We start from the raw sequence: 16,402 nt of genomic DNA on the forward strand, positions 1-16,402 counted from the left end.
TATTCGTCACCTAAAAATACAAGTTCAGCGTAAATTAAAGCAAACCCTTGTCTTAGCCAATACGTATTTTGAGAAAGAATTTATTACACCAAAAGTGAATTATAATGTGCGTGGTGCTAAGGCAGGCGTAGCCTATTTGCAACGCAATGAAATCCGTTTTAATCCGATTTTGTTGCAAGAAAACAGCGATGAATTTATCAAAAATGTCGTGCCACACGAACTCGCTCACATTATTGTTTATCAGCAATTCGGCAAAGTAAAACCACACGGCAAAGAGTGGCAAGCCTTAATGGAACAGGTTTTTGGTGTACCAGCTGAAACGTGCCATCAATTTGAATTGGGATCAGTTAGACAAAATTTTCAATATAAGTGTGACTGCCAAACTCATTTATTAACCATAAAACGCCATAATGCGATACAACAAAAAGGACGACGTTATATTTGTAAAAATTGTCGAAAAGCATTGAAATTAATGATTAATGTTTAATTATTCCTGTTGTATAATGCTTTCACATAATAAAAATAAATTTTTAATCAATGGGAACAATAAATGTGTCAATTATTAGGAATGAACTGTAACAGCCCAACAGATATTTCATTCTCTTTTGAAGGATTTAGACTGCGAGCAGGTATAACTGATAAACATTCAGATGGTTTTGGTATTGCTTTTTTTGAAGGAAAAGGAGTCCGTGTATTTAGAGATAATCAACCTGCGGCTTTTTCACCTCTTGGAGATGTCGTCAAAAATTATCGAATTAAATCCTTTAATGTTATTGCACATATTCGTCAAGCAACAGAAGGCGCAGTAAATATTGAAAACACTCACCCTTTTATTCGTGAAATTTGGGGTGAAAATTGGGTATTTGCACATAATGGTACAGTAGAAAATTTAGAAGTATGTGTAAACAATCATTACCAACCTATTGGTACAACAGACTCTGAGCGTGCTTTTTGTTGTATGGTTGCTGCACTAAAAAAACGCTTTCCTAACAAACCATCCGAAATGGAAATCTTTAATGCTGTTGTCGAGATTTCTGAAAAAATTGCAGAAAAAGGGGTATTTAATTTTATTCTTTCTAATGGTGAATGGATGATTGCTCGCTGTGCCACAAAATTACATTATGTGACACGTAAATATCCATTTTGTAAAGTATTTCGTGAAGATGATGTTGTGATTGATTTTAGTCAATATACAACAGAAAAAGATAAAGTTACTGTTATTACTACTCAACCATTAACCAAAAATGAAAATTGGACAGAGATGAAAAATGGCGGTTATGTTTTCTTTAAGGATGGTGATAAACTATTCGAAATTATTGGAACACTGCCACCTTGTAAGTCCCATGTTTAACACATTAATCATTAAAAATTATTTATACTAAGGAGAATTCTAATGACTCAATTTATTCACACAGACAAAGCACCAGCAGCAATCGGTCCTTATGTACAAGCGGTAGATTTAGGTAATATGATTATCACTTCTGGACAATTACCTATTGATCCTGCAACAGGCGAATTCCCCGCTGATATCGTAAAACAAGCACGTCAATCTCTTGAAAATGTGAAAGCAATTATCGAACAAGCGGGCTTAACGGTTGCTGATATTGTGAAAACCACTATTTTCGTTAAAGACTTAAATGATTTTGCAGCAGTAAATGCTGAATATGATGCTTTCTTCAAAGAAAATAATCATCCTCAATTCCCTGCTCGATCTTGTGTGGAAGTGGCTCGTTTACCAAAAGATGCTGGTATTGAAATTGAAGCGATTGCCGTTAGAAAAGAAAATTACTGGGCGAAAGGAGAGTAGAATTATTATCAATGTAATACCTAAATTAAAACTATCTAATGACGGATATTCGTGTGATCCAACCTAGTTGGGATATACCTAAACACATTAAGGCTTTCACTACCTTGCGACAAGGTGGCGAAAGTCTTTTCCCTTTTGATAGCTTAAATTTAGGGGATCACGTAGGAGACAATCCTATTGCCGTAGCCAATAATCGCAAGCGGTTAGTTATTGCACAAAATTTACCAAATTCTCCTCTTTATTTAACTCAAACTCACAGCACTCGAGTAATCACACTCCCCTACTCAGACAATAATTTAGAAGCAGATGCAGTCTATACCAATCAACCTAATCAAGTATGCCTTGTAATGACAGCTGATTGTTTACCTGTACTATTTTGTAATAAAGAGGGGACAGAAGTGGCTGCCGCTCACGCAGGGTGGCGAGGATTATGTGATGGTATTTTAGAAGAAACCGTAAAAAAATTTCACAGCCCTACTTCAGAAATAAATGTTTGGCTCGCTCCTGCCATTAGTCAAAAAGCCTTTCAAGTAGGTAAAGACGTGGTGGAACAATTTTGTGATATAGATCCTAATGCTATTCAATGTTTTAAAAATGACCCAAATGAAAAAGAAAAATACTATGGTGATCTTTATCAACTTGCGACTCAGCGTTTAAATAAATTAGGTATTACTCAAATTTCAGGTGGAGAGCATTGTACCTATACAGAAAAAGATAAATTTTTCTCTTATCGCCGTGATGGGAAAACAGGTAGAATAGCAACACTTATTTGGATTTGCCCCCACCCTAACCCTCCCCGCAAGCGGAGGAGGGAAATGATGAATTTCAAAAATAATTTTTCCAAAATAAGCGGTATGATTATGTCAAAAATTTGCAAATAAAAAATAGAAGGATAAAAATGTTAAACCACCAACTTGATTTTATTAAACAGATAACTCCTGAACTTAGCCTTCAACAATATAATGAAATTCCCATCATTGTCTTAAAACACAAGCTTGGTTATGCATTTATCTCATTGCAAGGGGCTCATTTATTAAGCTGGCAACCAAAAGATACTGCTCAAAATGTGCTTTGGTTAAGTGATATAGAACCTTTTAAATTGGGTACTGCAATTCGTGGTGGCATCCCTATTTGTTATCCTTGGTTTGGTGGTAAGCAATCGCCCTCACACGGTTATGCTCGTATTTCATTATGGCAATTAAGTGGCTATGACATCAATGAAGAAAAGGCAAAACTTAAATTTTCTCTTTTTTCTGATGATGATATTATCGAAGCTAAAATAACAATGATATTCTCCGATATTTGTGAGATTACCTTTAAACATTATGGCAATGCGCAAGCTGAAGTTGCATTACACAGTTATTTTAATATTGCAGATATTAATAATATTTCAGTAACGGGTTTACCTACACAATGTTTCAATTCTCTGACTCAACAACCTGAACAAGTCCCTTCGCCACGTCAAATTACAGAAAATGTTGATTGTATTTATAAAATTGTCTCTCCTGCAACACAGCATATTACTGATCCAACTTATCAGCGTAAAATTGAGATTACGCATAATAATGCAAGTAATACGGTATTTTGGAATCCTTGGCATAAAGCAACCAGTGGTATGAGTAAGCAAGGGTATAAAACAATGGTATGTGTTGAAACCGCTCGTCTTGATAAACCACTCTCACAAGGTGATCAAGTTTCAGTGACAATTAAAGTAGTAGATGAATAATGATAAAAAATAAACGCCCAACATTACAAGACATTGCCTCTCATCTTGGCATTACTAAGATGACTGTGAGCCGTTATTTACGAAATCCAAACTCTGTTGCGGTGGCAACTCAACAAAAAATTGCTACTGCACTTGAGGAATTTGGTTATATTCCAAATCGTGCTCCTGATATTCTTTCCAATGCCAAAAGTCACGCTATTGGTGTACTGGTGCCTTCTTTAACCAACCAAGTTTTTGCTAATGTAATCAAAGGCATTGAAACAGTCACTGATCCTGCGGGCTATCAAACAATGCTTGCTCACTATGGTTATAGTATAAAAAAGGAAGAGCAACGTATTGAGAGTTTGCTCTCTTATAATGTGGATGCGTTAATTTTGTCTGAAAATCATCATAGCCCTCGTACTTTGAAAATGCTTAAAGTGGCAAATATTCCTATTATAGAAATTATGGAATGCAGTGAAATTGGCTCTTATCAAGCAATTGGGTTTGATAATGTAGCTGCGGCACAATCTATGACAGAAACAATGATAAATCGAGGACATAAACAGATTGTTTACTTCTCTGCTCGAATGGATAAACGCACCCAACTAAAAATGCAAGGCTATACAAAAGCAATGCAAAAACACGGTTTAACTCCACATTGTATTACAACTGAAGAATCTTCTTCTTTTAGTCTTGGAGCAAAACAGTTACATCAAACTTTAGGAAAATATCCAGATACTAATGGTATATTTTGTACCAATGATGACCTTGCTATTGGTGCATTATTTGAGTGTCAGCGTTTAGGAATTAAAGTACCAGAACAAATTGCTATTGCAGGATTTCACGGTCACAATGTCGGTCAGTCAATGACGCCACAGCTAGCAACAGTCATTACACCCCGTTTAGAAATAGGAAAAGTAGCTGCGACACAGCTATTAGAACGATTAAATAACCAACCCCAGCAAAGCCATATTATTAATTTAGGATATCGTATTCATTTAGGAGAAAGCATTTAACCAGTTGTTAAATCAGAGGTTTTATCTGAGCAATACAATTTTCAACAACTTCTTCAAATATACAATCAATACTAATATGAAAAACATCATCTTCATCCGCTTGTGGTACTTCTAAGGTTGCAAACTGGCTTTTTAGCATATCCGTTTTCATAAAATGTCCTTCCCTCTGTTGCATTCTCTCCAAAATAAGATCAAAGCTACCCGATAAGAAGATAAATTTTACATTCTGATTACCATCTCGAATTAAATCTCGATACTGTTTTTTTAATGCCGAACAGATGATGATCCCCTTTTCTGATTTCTGCTCAAGACTAAAAGCTGCATCTCGAATACGCTCTAACCAAGGAGCACGATCTTGATCATTTAACGGCTGACCTTGTCCCATTTTTATTATATTGGCTCTTGGGTGTAGATCATCACCATCGATTAACTTTAAGCCAAGTTGTCGTGCAACAGCAGTTCCAACACTGGTTTTACCTGTGCTAGAAACCCCCATTAAAACAAAACTTTTCCCTATGTTCGACACAACTCACCTCCTAGAATTAGACATTCTGAAAATATTCTACCTTTTTATGTTATCGGTAACAAGACATAAAAACGGAAAATATTATCTTAAAAAGAAAATTTTGAATAAAATTAAAGCGATTTTGCGATTAAAATCTTTATTTGTGAGCTATGTCACAAATTTCAAAAATAGCATTTGCAACGAATTACTGTTACTGGTAACTTTTAGTTATCTTAGGTAAGGATAATGAATTATTATTGCTTACTTTCTTTCTAACTACTTTCATTGAGGGTATTCTTATGAACAAAAAGCTAGTTTCTCTTTTAGTTGCAGGTGCATTTTCATTGTCTGCATTATCAGCATCAGCACTTACATTAAAAATACAATCATCAGATCCATCTGGTGACCAAAATTTCCAAATTCAAAAAAAATGGGTGGAAAAACTTAAAAAAGATTCTAATGGTCAAATTGAAATTGATTTGTTACCTGTTGGTAGTATTGTAAAACATACGGAAACCTTAGATTCTATCAAAATGGGAATTATTGATGGTCACGTGACTGCCACTGGCTATTTCTCAGGTAAAGATCCAGCATTTGGTTTATTAGGTAATATGGTAGGTGCTTGGTCTGACACCGCTCAATTACTCGATTATATGAATAATGGTGGGGGTAAAGAGCTACTTACCGAACTCTATAAACCTTATGGCGTAAAATTTGTTGGTGCTTCAACAACAGGTGTGGAATCTTTTGTTTCAAAAGTCCCTCTTAATGGCGTAGCAGACTTAAAAGGCTTGAAATTGCGTGCCCCAGAAGGGTTAATTCAACAAGTTTTTGCCGCTGCAGGTGCAGCACCTGTTAATTTACCGGGTTCAGAAGTCTTTACAGGATTAAGCAAAGGGGTTATTGATGCAGCGGATTATACCGTATTCTCAACAAACCATAAAAATGGCTTGAATGATATCGCCCCACACCCTGTTCAACCGGGTTTCCACTCTTTACCTTTAATTGACGTTTCTATTAGTCATAAAAAATGGGATGAGATGACCAAAGAACAACAAGAATTATTAGTTAAATCGGTAAATGATTTTGCAATAGATATTACTTCAACATTGAAAAAAGCAGATGAAGAAGCGGTGAAAGAAGCAATGAAAAATCCAAAAATCACGATTCATAACTGGTCAGCAGAAGAACGTAAAAAATTCCGTGCTATTGCTAAAACACAATGGGAAAAATTTGCGAAAAGTTCGCCAAATGCACAGAAAGTTTATGACTCTGTAACAAAATATCTAAAAGCTAAAGATTTATTATAATAGCTGAAATAATAGAGGTGGGGAGAGATTTTCCCACCTTATGGATATTAGGAGCAATATTATGGATAACACACCTGAAATTAAAACTCGTTTAGACAAAGTGATTGAGTGGATTGGAGAAAAACTCAGTCTCATTTTTTTATTTATTGTGGCGATTACTTTTTTTGAAGTATTTGTTCGCTATGTACTAAATTCTCCAACCATTTGGGTTCACGAAACCGCAATGTTTTTAGGTGGCTCACTTTTCGTATTTGGTGGGGCTTATGCACTTGCCACAGATAAACACGTGCGTGTTGTACTGATTTACGATAATGTTTCAGTAAAAACTCGTCATTATCTTAATATCTTTCATCATATTATGGGATTGATTTTCTCAGCAATGATGACTTGGGCAGCTTATCAAATGGCAAAAGAGGCTTGGGTCAAACCTTGGGGAGCATTTCAACTTGAAACCTCTGGTACTGCGTGGAATACCAATTTCCCTGCTTATCTAAAAGCCATTATTCTTATTACAATGATCATTGTCTCTATCCAATTTATTCTAAAACTTATTGCAGAAGTACGTTTATTACTCGGAGGTAACAATGTTTGATTTAGCCTCGCTCGGATTGGGCTATGGTAGCCTTTTAATGTTAATAATGATGATTGGATTATTATTAACAGGAATGCAGCTCGCTTTTGTAACGGGTTTTGTTGCTCTGTTTTTCCTTTTTGGTTGGTTTGGAATGGATGCAGTTCCACTTATTACCAGTCGAATGTATAGTTTTGTGACCAGCTTTGTTTTCCTTGCCGTACCGATGTTTGTGCTAATGGCGGCAATGCTGGATCGGTCAGGTATTGCTCACGATCTTTTTGATGCAATGCGATTATTTGCCAAACGCTTACGTGGTGGCTTAGCCGTTCAAACCTTAGTGGTTGCTGTGATTTTAGCCTCAATGTCAGGCGTTGTAGGCGGAGAAACCGTCTTACTTGGTATGCTAGCACTTCCACAAATGTTACGTTTAGGCTACGATAAAAAATTAGCGATTGGCACGTGCTGTTCAGGTGGTGCGTTAGGTACGATGTTACCACCAAGTATCGTACTCATTATTTACGGTTTAACTGCTAGTGTTTCTATCGGTGATCTCTTTAAAGGGGCATTTATTCCAGCATTAATTTTAGCCTCATTCTATATTGTTTATGTTTTAGTACTCTCTTACTTAAAACCAGAGCTTGCTCCACTTCCGTCAGCAGAAGAATTAAAAGCAAACGAAGAAAAACCAGTTAATTATTTTAAAGCCTTATTCTTCCCTGTTCTGTCAGTTGTTGTGGTATTAGGAAGTATCTATGGTGGTGTTGCTTCCGTAACTGAAGCCTCTGCACTTGGTGTGGTGGGTATTATGATCAGTGCATTCATTCGTGGTGAATTAAGCTGGGAAATGTTAAAAGAAAGTGCATTATCAACAATGCGAACCTGTGGAATGATCATCTGGATTGGTATTGGTGCAACTGCATTAGTGGGCGTTTATAACTTAATGGGAGGCATTAAATTTGTTGAACAAACTATTCTAACATTAAGTAATGGTAGCCAAATTGGTACATTACTCATTATGATGGTTATCTTACTTGTTCTTGGAATGTTCCTTGATTGGGTGGGTGTGGCACTTTTAACTATGCCAATTTTTGTACCAATCATTACAGGTTTAGGCTACGATCCCGTGTGGTTTGGTGTGGTATTTTGTATGAATATGCAAGTCTCATTCTTATCACCCCCATTTGGACCTGCCGCATTTTACTTAAAATCGGTGGCTCCACCAGATATTTCATTAGGGCTAATTTTCCGTTCATTAGTACCCTTTATCGTACTACAAATTATTGCCCTGTCATTGTTAATCATCTTCCCAGATTTAGCAATTTGGTGGAAATAAACCCACAATTATTACAGTAAAAAAACAGCGATTATTCCCTCGCTGTTTTTTTATGGGTACAAGCGGTAACTTTCTATTAATTTTTTGCAAATTTTTGATACAATCACACCGCTTATAATTTTAATATAAAAACTATGCCAATAATCAATCAATCCACTTTAGTGCCTTATAGTGCCAAACAGATGTATGATCTTGTCAATGACTACGAACGCTATCCTGAATTTCTCTCTGGTTGTGTGGGAGCAAAGACCCTTACCACTGCTGAGAATGAATTAGAAGCAGAATTGCATATTCAAAAATTAGGGATTAGTCAGCGTTTTAGTACTCATAACACAATGATTAAAAATCAAAAAATTGAAATGACATTATTGAATGGTCCTTTCAGCTATTTACAAGGCACTTGGGCTTTTACTCCTTTTGATGAACAGAGTTGTAAAATCGCATTGTATCTAGAATTTGAATTTTCAAATCCCGTCATTGCAATGGTCTTTGGAAAAGTGTTTAATGAACTCATTAATAAAATGATCAGTGCATTTAAAAAACGAGCGAAAGAGGTATATGGTGTCTAACAAAATAAGAGTTGAAGTACTTTATGCTTATCCAGAACATTATTTTTTGAAAAAAATAGAATTAAAGTCACCGCTCACTATTGAGCAAGTTATTCTGCAATCTGGTGTTTTAAGTAAGTATCCTGAAATTGATCTTAAGGTCAATAAAATTGGAATTTTTAGTCGCCCTGCTAAGCTGATCGATCTTGTTAATGATGGTGATCGTATTGAAATTTATCGCCCACTGCTCGCCGATCCTAAAGAAATTCGTCGTAAACGTGCTGAACAGCAAAAAAATAAATAGAAGCAGTTAGAGACTGCAGAGCAAGTTCGCACTTGCCCCCCTCCTAACCTCCCCCCCCGCGGTGGGAGGAATGATGTACTGTACAACCATAATATAACAAAAAAATCCCCTCCTCCGCTTGCGGGGGAGGGTTAGGGAGGGGGATAAAATATTATTACTTTTAAAAAATCAATAATGTGTGATTATCCTGTTAAAAACTAAACAGAATTAACATATTTATACAAATCAATGAATAACAAAAAATTTGACATAGATCAGCCAATTTTAATCTGACCTCTCTCTTTTCTAACTTTTAGACTTAGAAATAGAAAAAAGTGTGATATAATTCACAGTATCTTTTACATTTTAGGTGTAAAAGTAAAATTTTGTTTAACTTAATATAGGTAAAAAAATCTATGGCTATTAAAATTGGTATTAACGGCTTCGGTCGTATTGGACGTATCGTATTCCGTGCAGCACAACTTCGTGATGATATCGAAGTTGTTGCAATCAATGACTTAATTGATGTTGATTATATGGCATATATGTTGAAATATGATTCAACTCACGGTCGTTTCAATGGAACTGTTGAAGTTAAAGACGGTAAATTAGTAGTAAACGGTAAAGCTATCCGTGTAACTGCTGAGCGTGATCCTGCAAACCTAAAATGGGATGAAGCTGGTGTTGAAGTTGTTGCTGAAGCAACTGGTATCTTCTTAACTGATGAAACAGCACGTAAACACATTCAAGCAGGTGCGAAAAAAGTTGTTTTAACTGGTCCTTCTAAAGATGCAACTCCTATGTTTGTTAACGGTGTTAACTTCAATGAGTATGCAGGTCAAGATATCGTTTCTAACGCATCTTGTACAACTAACTGTTTAGCACCTTTAGCTAAAGTAATTAATGACAAATTTGGTATCAAAGACGGTTTAATGACAACTGTTCACGCAACAACAGCAACGCAAAAAACTGTAGATGGTCCTTCATCTAAAGACTGGCGTGGTGGTCGTGGTGCTTCTCAAAACATCATTCCTTCATCAACTGGTGCTGCTAAAGCAGTAGGTAAAGTATTACCTGCATTAAATGGTAAATTAACAGGTATGGCTTTCCGTGTACCTACTACTAACGTTTCTGTTGTTGATTTAACAGTAAACTTAGAAAAACCAGCAACTTATGAAGAAATCTGTGCAGAATTAAAACGTGCTTCAGAAAACGAAATGAAAGGTGTGCTAGGTTATACTGAAGATGCGGTAGTTTCTACTGACTTCAACGGTGCAACTGAAACTTCAGTATTTGATGCTAAAGCAGGTATTGCATTAACTGATACTTTCGTTAAATTAGTATCTTGGTACGATAACGAAGTTGGTTATTCAAACAAAGTGTGTGATTTAATCGCTCACGTTTATAATTACAAAGGTTAGTTTGTAAATTTCATTTTAAAAAGCACCGCTTGTTAGCGGTGCTTTTTTATCAACAAATTGATCAAAAATATAACTTGCTCCTCAAAAATAACACATTCATATTTTAAATTTTCACATTTCACGCTATCATACCTTACTGTTATTCCTTTTACAGAACTTTAGAGGTTTTTTACTGTGAAAATAAAAATTCGTTTGATTGCTTTTTGTTGTTTAGTGCTATCTAGCTCTTCGTGGGGAGCAAGACAATTAATTAAAACAGAAGTAAAAGGAATTAAAAATTCTGTATTACTCAAAAATATTCAGCTACACTTATCTCAAATTGATAACGAAGAAGCAGATGGTTCTGATCGTTATAAATATTTAGTTACTCAAAACGTTGATAAAGCCTTACGAGCAGAGGGGTACTATAATTCAACATTTAATTTTACATCTAAAAAAAATAATAAATTAACACTTGATATTAAATTAAATAACCCCGTTAAACTGAATAAAAGAAATATTGATATTAAAGGGAAAGCAAAACAAGATGCTGATTTTATTTCTCTAATAAAAGAAGAGGTACCAAAAAAAGGAACCATTCTTAATCATAGTACTTATGATAATTTTAAAAGTAAACTTGAAAATCTTGCTCAAAATAAAGGTTATTTTGATAGTCATTGGTTATATCATCGCTTAGAAATCTATCCTAGAGAATACCTAGCAAACTGGCAACTTGGTTATGATAGTGGTGAACGCTATCATTATGGAAAAATTAGTTTTAAAAACAGCCAGATAGACCCATCTTATCTTGATAATATATTAAAAATAAAACAAGGTAATCCTTATTTAATGTCCGATTTGTCAGATCTGGCTAATGATTTATCTTCCAGTAAATGGTTTTCTACTGTCTTGGTTGACCCTAAAATGGATAAGACATCAAAATTAGTTAATTTAGATATTTTATTGCAGCCCAAGAAAAAAAATCAAATTGAAATAGGTATTGGTTATGAAACAGATGTAGGACCTCATTTACAATTGAACTGGAAAAAACCTTGGATTAATGACGCAGGTCGTAGTATTGAAAGCAGTATGTATATTTCAAAACCTAAACAAACTTTTGCTGCAGCTTATAATATGCCCATTAAATCTAATCCATTAAATTATTATTCTCAGCTTGCAACCAGTTTGGAACACGAAGACCAAAATGATACTCGATATACTGCTGCAACGCTAGGTTTTCAACGCTTTTGGAATAAACCTCACAGTTGGTCTTATTCTGCAGGGTTAAAACTGCGTTATGATAAATTTGAGCAAGGGAATGATAACTACAAAACTTTTTTAGTTTATCCAACCTCTTCATTTAAACGTATTCGTTCTGATGGGAAACGCTTTCCGAAATGGGGAGACTCTCAGAAAATCACCATCAATTATGGAAATAAAATATGGAAATCTGATGTCAATTTTTACAGTATTAAAGCCTCTAGTGCTTGGGTTAGAACTTATTATGATAATCACCGTATTTATTTGCGTGCTGAATTAGGATATTTAAAAACGAAAAACTTTAATCGCATTCCTTCTGCTTTACGTTTTTTTGCGGGAGGAGACAATAGTGTTAGAGGGTTTAGTTATAAAAGTATTTCTCCTAGAGATAAAGAAAATAAATTAATTGGTGGATCACATTTAGTAACCGCAACAGCAGAATATCAATATCAGGTTTATCCAAATTGGTGGGGAGCTGTTTTTTATGACACAGGCTTTGCTGCAGATAATTTTAATAAAAAAAACCTCCGTTCTGGTGCAGGTGTAGGTATTCGTTGGGCATCCCCTATTGGTGCCATTAAATTTGATGTGGCAACCCCCTTAAAATCACCAGATGATAAAAAAGGGATACATTTTTACATTGGATTAGGTTCGGAACTTTAATTAAAAAAGAAAGCCAAATAATATAAAATTAAATAGAATAATCATAAAATGAACAAAATAACAAAATCAGAACAAACTACTTCTGTAGTAAAATCAAAAAATAAAAGTAAATGGCGTTGGCTTTACTACATTGCTGGCTTATTTGCCGTCTTGCTCATTAGCCTTACTCTTGTTTTAAGTACAGGTTATGGGCAACGCTCTATTATTCAACTTGTTGATAAATACCTTGATGAACTTTCTATCGGAAGTGTTTCTGGAAATTTACAAGAAGGGCTTAAACTTAAAAATGCTCATTTTTCTATGCAAGGAGTAAATGCTAAGCTTGAAGAAACCCAGCTTAAAATTAAAATAGGTTGTCTTTTAGAACGTAAACTATGTGTGGAAAATATCACAGTAAAAAATCCATTAATTGATATTGATACCTCTCAATTAACAACACAGCAACAGCCGTCAAAAAAAGAGAAAAAACCATTTGAATTACCTTTAGTGATCTCCGCCAATCAATTAGCGGTGGAAAATTTATTATTAAATATTGATGGTACTGCTATCTCTTTGAAACACTTATCTTCAGGTATTCACGGAGAAGGGAAAAATCTACAACTTGCCCCTACAGATCTTGATCATTTAGACATTATCTTGCCACAAGCAGTCACTTCCGAACAAAAAAATGCAAATTCTTCAAATAATGTGACCGCTCAATCTGATAAAATCGATTGGAATGCCATTAAAGATAGATTAAATCAACCATTATTAACCTCTCCAGAAGACTTAGCGCTTCCTTTTAATCTCGCCCTTCCTCGATTTAATGCACAAAATATCGTGATTAAACAGAAGGTAAAAAAAGATAACCAAGTTACTACTGAACCTTTACTCACTATTTCTTCTCTTTTGATAGAAAAAGGTGAATTGAAAGATCAAAAAATGCAATTAGCAAAACTTGTCATTCTTAGTGATAAGGGAAATATCAGTGGTTCAGCAATGTTAAATTTAGTGAATAATTTACCGATTAACGGTAAGTTCAACGCTCAATTACCCTTACTCAAAAAACTTAAAATTCCGAAATCAAACGCAGAGTTAAAACTTTCAGGAGAGTTATTAGGATTAACACAATTAGAGCTGACAACTCAAGGGGTGGCTAATGCACATTTGATTGGAAACCTAAAACTTGCTGAAGCAAAAACACCTTTTAGGGTAACATTAACAAGTGACAAGGTTCACTATCCTTTTATACCTGAAAAAAATCAAAAAGTATTAACCTTAAAAGATATTGCTCTTTCCCTCTCTGGTGATTTATTGAATTATCAATTAAATGCCAAAATGAACGCATCTGGAATGGATTTACCGAAAAGTCAATTAGATGTAATAGGAAAAGGAGAACTCACTTCTTTTAATGTTGAAAAGCTTAAGCTTGATGCTCTTGATGGAAAGGCTCTACTCTCCGGTAAAATTGATTGGCAAGAAGGATTAAAATGGCAATCTAATGCTCACTTAACCCAGATTAAAACCCATTCGCTATTGCCTCAATGGGCAGCCACACTTTCAGGCAACTTAACCTCTACAGGTTATGTTGGAAAAGGAGAGAAAGGTGAATTGTGGTCAGTCGATATTAGTCGATTAGATTTAAAAGGTAAACTTTTTAATCAAACATTATTATTAAAAGGTGAATTAACGGCTAATAATAAAACACTGCTTGATATTAAAAACACCAAACTGATCTACGGTAAAAATCATATTTCAATGCACGGAATATTAGGAAAAACCTCCCAGTTTAATGCTGATATAACCGCCCCTAATTTAAAAAGACTGATTCCTCATTTAAGTGCGAGTATTAATGGTAAAGTCAATTTAACAGGTGATATTATTAAACCTAATTTAGATATGGACTTAATTGCAAATAATGTCCACTATCAAGATTTAAACCTACAGCACTTAACGGCTAAAGGCACTATTTCAACAGATAAACAAATTAAAGGTGATGTAAAAATTAACCTCTCACAACTTGCTTATGGGGATATTAAAGTACAAAAAGCCGATTTAACCGTAACTGGCGATGAAAAAAATCATCATTTAACTCTCCACTCTTCAGGTGAACCTTTTGCGGCAAATTTACAAATTTCTGGGACATTTAACCGCTTGTTAGAAAAATGGTCAGGACAACTAAGCAAGGCAACGCTCCAATCTCCTATCGGAGAATGGAAAAATGATAAAAATATTCAAATTAGCTATAATAATAAAAAAATTGAGGCGAATATTTCTGCTCATTGTTGGAAAAATACAAACGCCTCCGCTTGTTTTCCTACTTCCTTTAAGGCTGGAAAAACGGGAAAAGTTCCTTTTGAAATACAACAATTAGATCTCTCGTTCTTAAAACAATTTCTAGATAAAAAAACACAATTAGATGGATTAGTAAACCTCAAAGGTGATGCTCAATGGTTTGAAAATAAAGCACCTCAACTAGATCTAGAGGCAAATGCTAATACAATACAATTAAAACAAAAAATTGATTATCGTACATTTCCTCTCACCTTAGAACCTGTAAAACTGACCGTGAAATTAATTAATAATACTTTAAATTTAAATTCATTGGTTAAAATCAAAAATAATGGTCAGTTAGTCAGTCAATTAACCGTTTCTGATATTGCACATAAAAGAGCATTATCTGGTTATATTAATATTGAAAATATTAATATGAAACTACTCAAGCCACTTATTGCAAAAAATGAAAAAATAGATGGAGATATTAATGCCAATCTGCGTCTTGGTGGAACAGCTTTAGCACCATTATTAAACGGCGATTTAAACTTAACTCAACTCAAAGCTCAAGCTTATACTATGCCATTTGATGTAACCGGAGGAGCGTTAAATATTAAATTTAATGGCACTAATTCTACTTTGATAGGGCATATTCAAACCCCTGATGGTGAATTAACACTAACGGGTGATGCAAATTGGCAAGACTTAAATAATTGGCATACTCATATCCAAACCAAAGGTAATAACTTCAGATTAAAAATTCCTAATATAGCTAAATTAGATATTAGTCCTGATATTGAAGTGACTGCTACACCTAATAAATTAATATTAGGAGGAAATATTGATATTCCTTGGGCAGATATTGAAATTGAAGAATTACCTGAGAATACTGTAAATGTAAGTAGTGATGAAGTGATTATGGATGGATCTGCAAAGAAAAAAGGTGATTTTCTCAAAAAATTAGCAAACACGAATAAAAATAAGAGTATGGTGATTCAAGCGGATGTGAATATTCGCCTTATAGAAGATAAAATAAACCTGAGTGCTTACGGTTTAAAAACACAATTATATGGTTTAGTTAAAGTTTCACAAGGAAGTAAAGGATTAGGGCTATATGGTCAAATTCATTTGAAGAAAGGCACTTATACTTCTTTTGGACAAAATCTAATTATTCGTAAAGGAAATATTATTTTCTCTGGTATTCCTTCCCAACCAACATTGAATATTAAAGCAATTCGTAATCCTGAAGCGATTGAAAATACCAACATTACTGCAGGTGTACATATAACAGGTGTTGCTGATAGCCCTAAAGTCTCCATATTTTCTGAACCTCCTATGCCAAACGCACAAGCACTTTCTTATATACTTACTGGTCGAGGATTAGAAAAAAGTGGTGAAAATGGTTCTCAAAACTCTATTACTGCAGCTGCTATTGGATTAGGACTCTCTCAAAGTAGTAAACTTATTGGAAATATAGGAAATACTTTTGGTATTCACGATCTTAATGTAACCACTGCGGGTATTGGAGATAACACCAAAGTCGTAGTAAGCGGTAGTTTAACACCGAAATTTAAGGTAAAATATGGGACTGGGATTTTTGCTTCTCTCACAGAATTAACATTACGTTACCGTCTTGCTCCACAACTCTATTTACAATGGGTTTCAAGTATCAACCAAACCATTGATTTGATGTATAAGTTTGAATTTGATTAATTTTTTACCTTCAATTTTTTAATAGGTTT

General features: G+C 34.6%; 15 protein-coding genes. 14 read left to right on the top strand and 1 reads right to left on the bottom strand.

What is annotated here, in order from left to right; all coding sequences use genetic code 11:
- Position 1: 1 nt before the first annotated feature.
- From KGI96_RS05410 to gntR, 6 genes are all read left to right on the top strand, one after another.
- Positions 2–487 (top strand): SprT family zinc-dependent metalloprotease, encoded by a 486-nt coding sequence (locus KGI96_RS05410; RefSeq protein ID WP_211597161.1) that lies wholly within the window; start codon positions 2–4, stop codon positions 485–487.
- 63 nt (positions 488–550) lie between these two features.
- On the top strand, positions 551–1,351 hold the full coding sequence (locus tag KGI96_RS05415; RefSeq protein WP_211597143.1) for a class II glutamine amidotransferase: 801 nt from the start codon (positions 551–553) through the stop codon (positions 1,349–1,351).
- A 42-nt stretch (positions 1,352–1,393) separates the two neighbouring features.
- Entirely contained in the window at positions 1,394–1,807 is a 414-nt protein-coding gene (locus tag KGI96_RS05420) for a RidA family protein (protein ID WP_211597142.1), read from the top strand.
- Between the two features lie 47 nt (positions 1,808–1,854).
- Positions 1,855–2,688 (top strand): peptidoglycan editing factor PgeF, encoded by an 834-nt coding sequence (pgeF, locus tag KGI96_RS05425; protein ID WP_213156588.1) that lies wholly within the window; start codon positions 1,855–1,857, stop codon positions 2,686–2,688.
- A 17-nt stretch (positions 2,689–2,705) separates the two neighbouring features.
- Positions 2,706–3,533, top strand: a complete 828-nt coding sequence (locus KGI96_RS05430; protein WP_211597141.1) for a D-hexose-6-phosphate mutarotase — start codon at positions 2,706–2,708, stop codon at positions 3,531–3,533.
- Complete coding sequence (gntR, locus tag KGI96_RS05435; protein WP_211597140.1) at positions 3,533–4,531, top strand: gluconate operon transcriptional repressor GntR; 999 nt, start codon at positions 3,533–3,535, stop codon at positions 4,529–4,531. Before KGI96_RS05430 ends, gntR begins: the two co-directional genes overlap by 1 nt.
- A gap of 7 nt (positions 4,532–4,538) precedes the next feature.
- Here the strand turns inward: gntR and KGI96_RS05440 are convergent, their stop codons facing one another.
- On the bottom strand, positions 4,539–5,027 hold the full coding sequence (locus KGI96_RS05440) for a gluconokinase (protein ID WP_211597159.1): 489 nt from the start codon (positions 5,025–5,027) through the stop codon (positions 4,539–4,541).
- A gap of 308 nt (positions 5,028–5,335) precedes the next feature.
- On the opposite strand from KGI96_RS05440, the gene KGI96_RS05445 reads away from it, so the two are divergent.
- The 8 genes from KGI96_RS05445 (at position 5,336) to tamB (ending at position 16,373) form a co-directional block, all read left to right on the top strand.
- A complete protein-coding gene (locus tag KGI96_RS05445; RefSeq protein ID WP_211597139.1) occupies positions 5,336–6,346 on the top strand; it encodes a TRAP transporter substrate-binding protein in 1,011 nt (336 codons plus the stop codon).
- A 61-nt stretch (positions 6,347–6,407) separates the two neighbouring features.
- Positions 6,408–6,938 (top strand): TRAP transporter small permease subunit, encoded by a 531-nt coding sequence (locus KGI96_RS05450; protein WP_211597138.1) that lies wholly within the window; start codon positions 6,408–6,410, stop codon positions 6,936–6,938.
- The gene (locus KGI96_RS05455) at positions 6,931–8,253 is read left to right on the top strand and encodes a TRAP transporter large permease (protein WP_213156580.1); all 1,323 of its coding nucleotides are present in this window, start codon (positions 6,931–6,933) and stop codon (positions 8,251–8,253) included. Before KGI96_RS05450 ends, KGI96_RS05455 begins: the two co-directional genes overlap by 8 nt.
- A 134-nt stretch (positions 8,254–8,387) precedes the next feature.
- Positions 8,388–8,822 carry a type II toxin-antitoxin system RatA family toxin gene (locus KGI96_RS05460; protein WP_211597136.1) on the top strand — a complete coding sequence of 145 codons (435 nt, stop codon included), beginning with the start codon at positions 8,388–8,390 and terminating at the stop codon, positions 8,820–8,822.
- Positions 8,812–9,105 carry an RnfH family protein gene (locus KGI96_RS05465; protein WP_211597135.1) on the top strand — a complete coding sequence of 98 codons (294 nt, stop codon included), beginning with the start codon at positions 8,812–8,814 and terminating at the stop codon, positions 9,103–9,105. Before KGI96_RS05460 ends, KGI96_RS05465 begins: the two co-directional genes overlap by 11 nt.
- Positions 9,106–9,500: 395 nt before the next feature.
- Positions 9,501–10,505 (top strand): glyceraldehyde-3-phosphate dehydrogenase, encoded by a 1,005-nt coding sequence (gapA, locus tag KGI96_RS05470; RefSeq protein ID WP_211597134.1) that lies wholly within the window; start codon positions 9,501–9,503, stop codon positions 10,503–10,505.
- Positions 10,506–10,679: 174 nt separating this feature from the next.
- Positions 10,680–12,407, top strand: a complete 1,728-nt coding sequence (gene tamA / locus KGI96_RS05475) for an autotransporter assembly complex protein TamA (protein ID WP_211597133.1) — start codon at positions 10,680–10,682, stop codon at positions 12,405–12,407.
- Positions 12,408–12,455: 48 nt separating this feature from the next.
- On the top strand, positions 12,456–16,373 hold the full coding sequence (gene tamB, locus KGI96_RS05480; RefSeq protein ID WP_211597132.1) for an autotransporter assembly complex protein TamB: 3,918 nt from the start codon (positions 12,456–12,458) through the stop codon (positions 16,371–16,373).
- Positions 16,374–16,402: the final 29 nt, after the last annotated feature.

The sequence above is a fragment of the Phocoenobacter atlanticus subsp. cyclopteri genome (genome assembly GCF_018343795.1).
In the GTDB taxonomy this organism is placed as follows: Bacteria; Pseudomonadota; Gammaproteobacteria; order Enterobacterales; family Pasteurellaceae; genus Phocoenobacter; species Phocoenobacter atlanticus.

Excerpts from the sequence above, each read along its gene's own strand:
- KGI96_RS05415 (WP_211597143.1), top strand. The coding sequence starts at position 551 with ATGTGTCAATTATTAGGAATGAACTGTAACAGCCCAACAGATATTTCA.
- KGI96_RS05420 (WP_211597142.1), top strand. The coding sequence starts at position 1,394 with ATGACTCAATTTATTCACACAGACAAAGCACCAGCAGCAATCGGTCCT.
- KGI96_RS05430 (WP_211597141.1), top strand. The coding sequence starts at position 2,706 with ATGTTAAACCACCAACTTGATTTTATTAAACAGATAACTCCTGAACTT.
- gntR (WP_211597140.1), top strand. The coding sequence starts at position 3,533 with ATGATAAAAAATAAACGCCCAACATTACAAGACATTGCCTCTCATCTT.
- KGI96_RS05440 (WP_211597159.1), bottom strand. The coding sequence starts at position 5,027 with ATGGGGGTTTCTAGCACAGGTAAAACCAGTGTTGGAACTGCTGTTGCA.
- KGI96_RS05445 (WP_211597139.1), top strand. The coding sequence starts at position 5,336 with ATGAACAAAAAGCTAGTTTCTCTTTTAGTTGCAGGTGCATTTTCATTG.
- KGI96_RS05450 (WP_211597138.1), top strand. The coding sequence starts at position 6,408 with ATGGATAACACACCTGAAATTAAAACTCGTTTAGACAAAGTGATTGAG.
- KGI96_RS05455 (WP_213156580.1), top strand. The coding sequence starts at position 6,931 with ATGTTTGATTTAGCCTCGCTCGGATTGGGCTATGGTAGCCTTTTAATG.
- KGI96_RS05460 (WP_211597136.1), top strand. The coding sequence starts at position 8,388 with ATGCCAATAATCAATCAATCCACTTTAGTGCCTTATAGTGCCAAACAG.
- KGI96_RS05465 (WP_211597135.1), top strand. The coding sequence starts at position 8,812 with ATGGTGTCTAACAAAATAAGAGTTGAAGTACTTTATGCTTATCCAGAA.
- gapA (WP_211597134.1), top strand. The coding sequence starts at position 9,501 with ATGGCTATTAAAATTGGTATTAACGGCTTCGGTCGTATTGGACGTATC.
- tamB (WP_211597132.1), top strand. The coding sequence starts at position 12,456 with ATGAACAAAATAACAAAATCAGAACAAACTACTTCTGTAGTAAAATCA.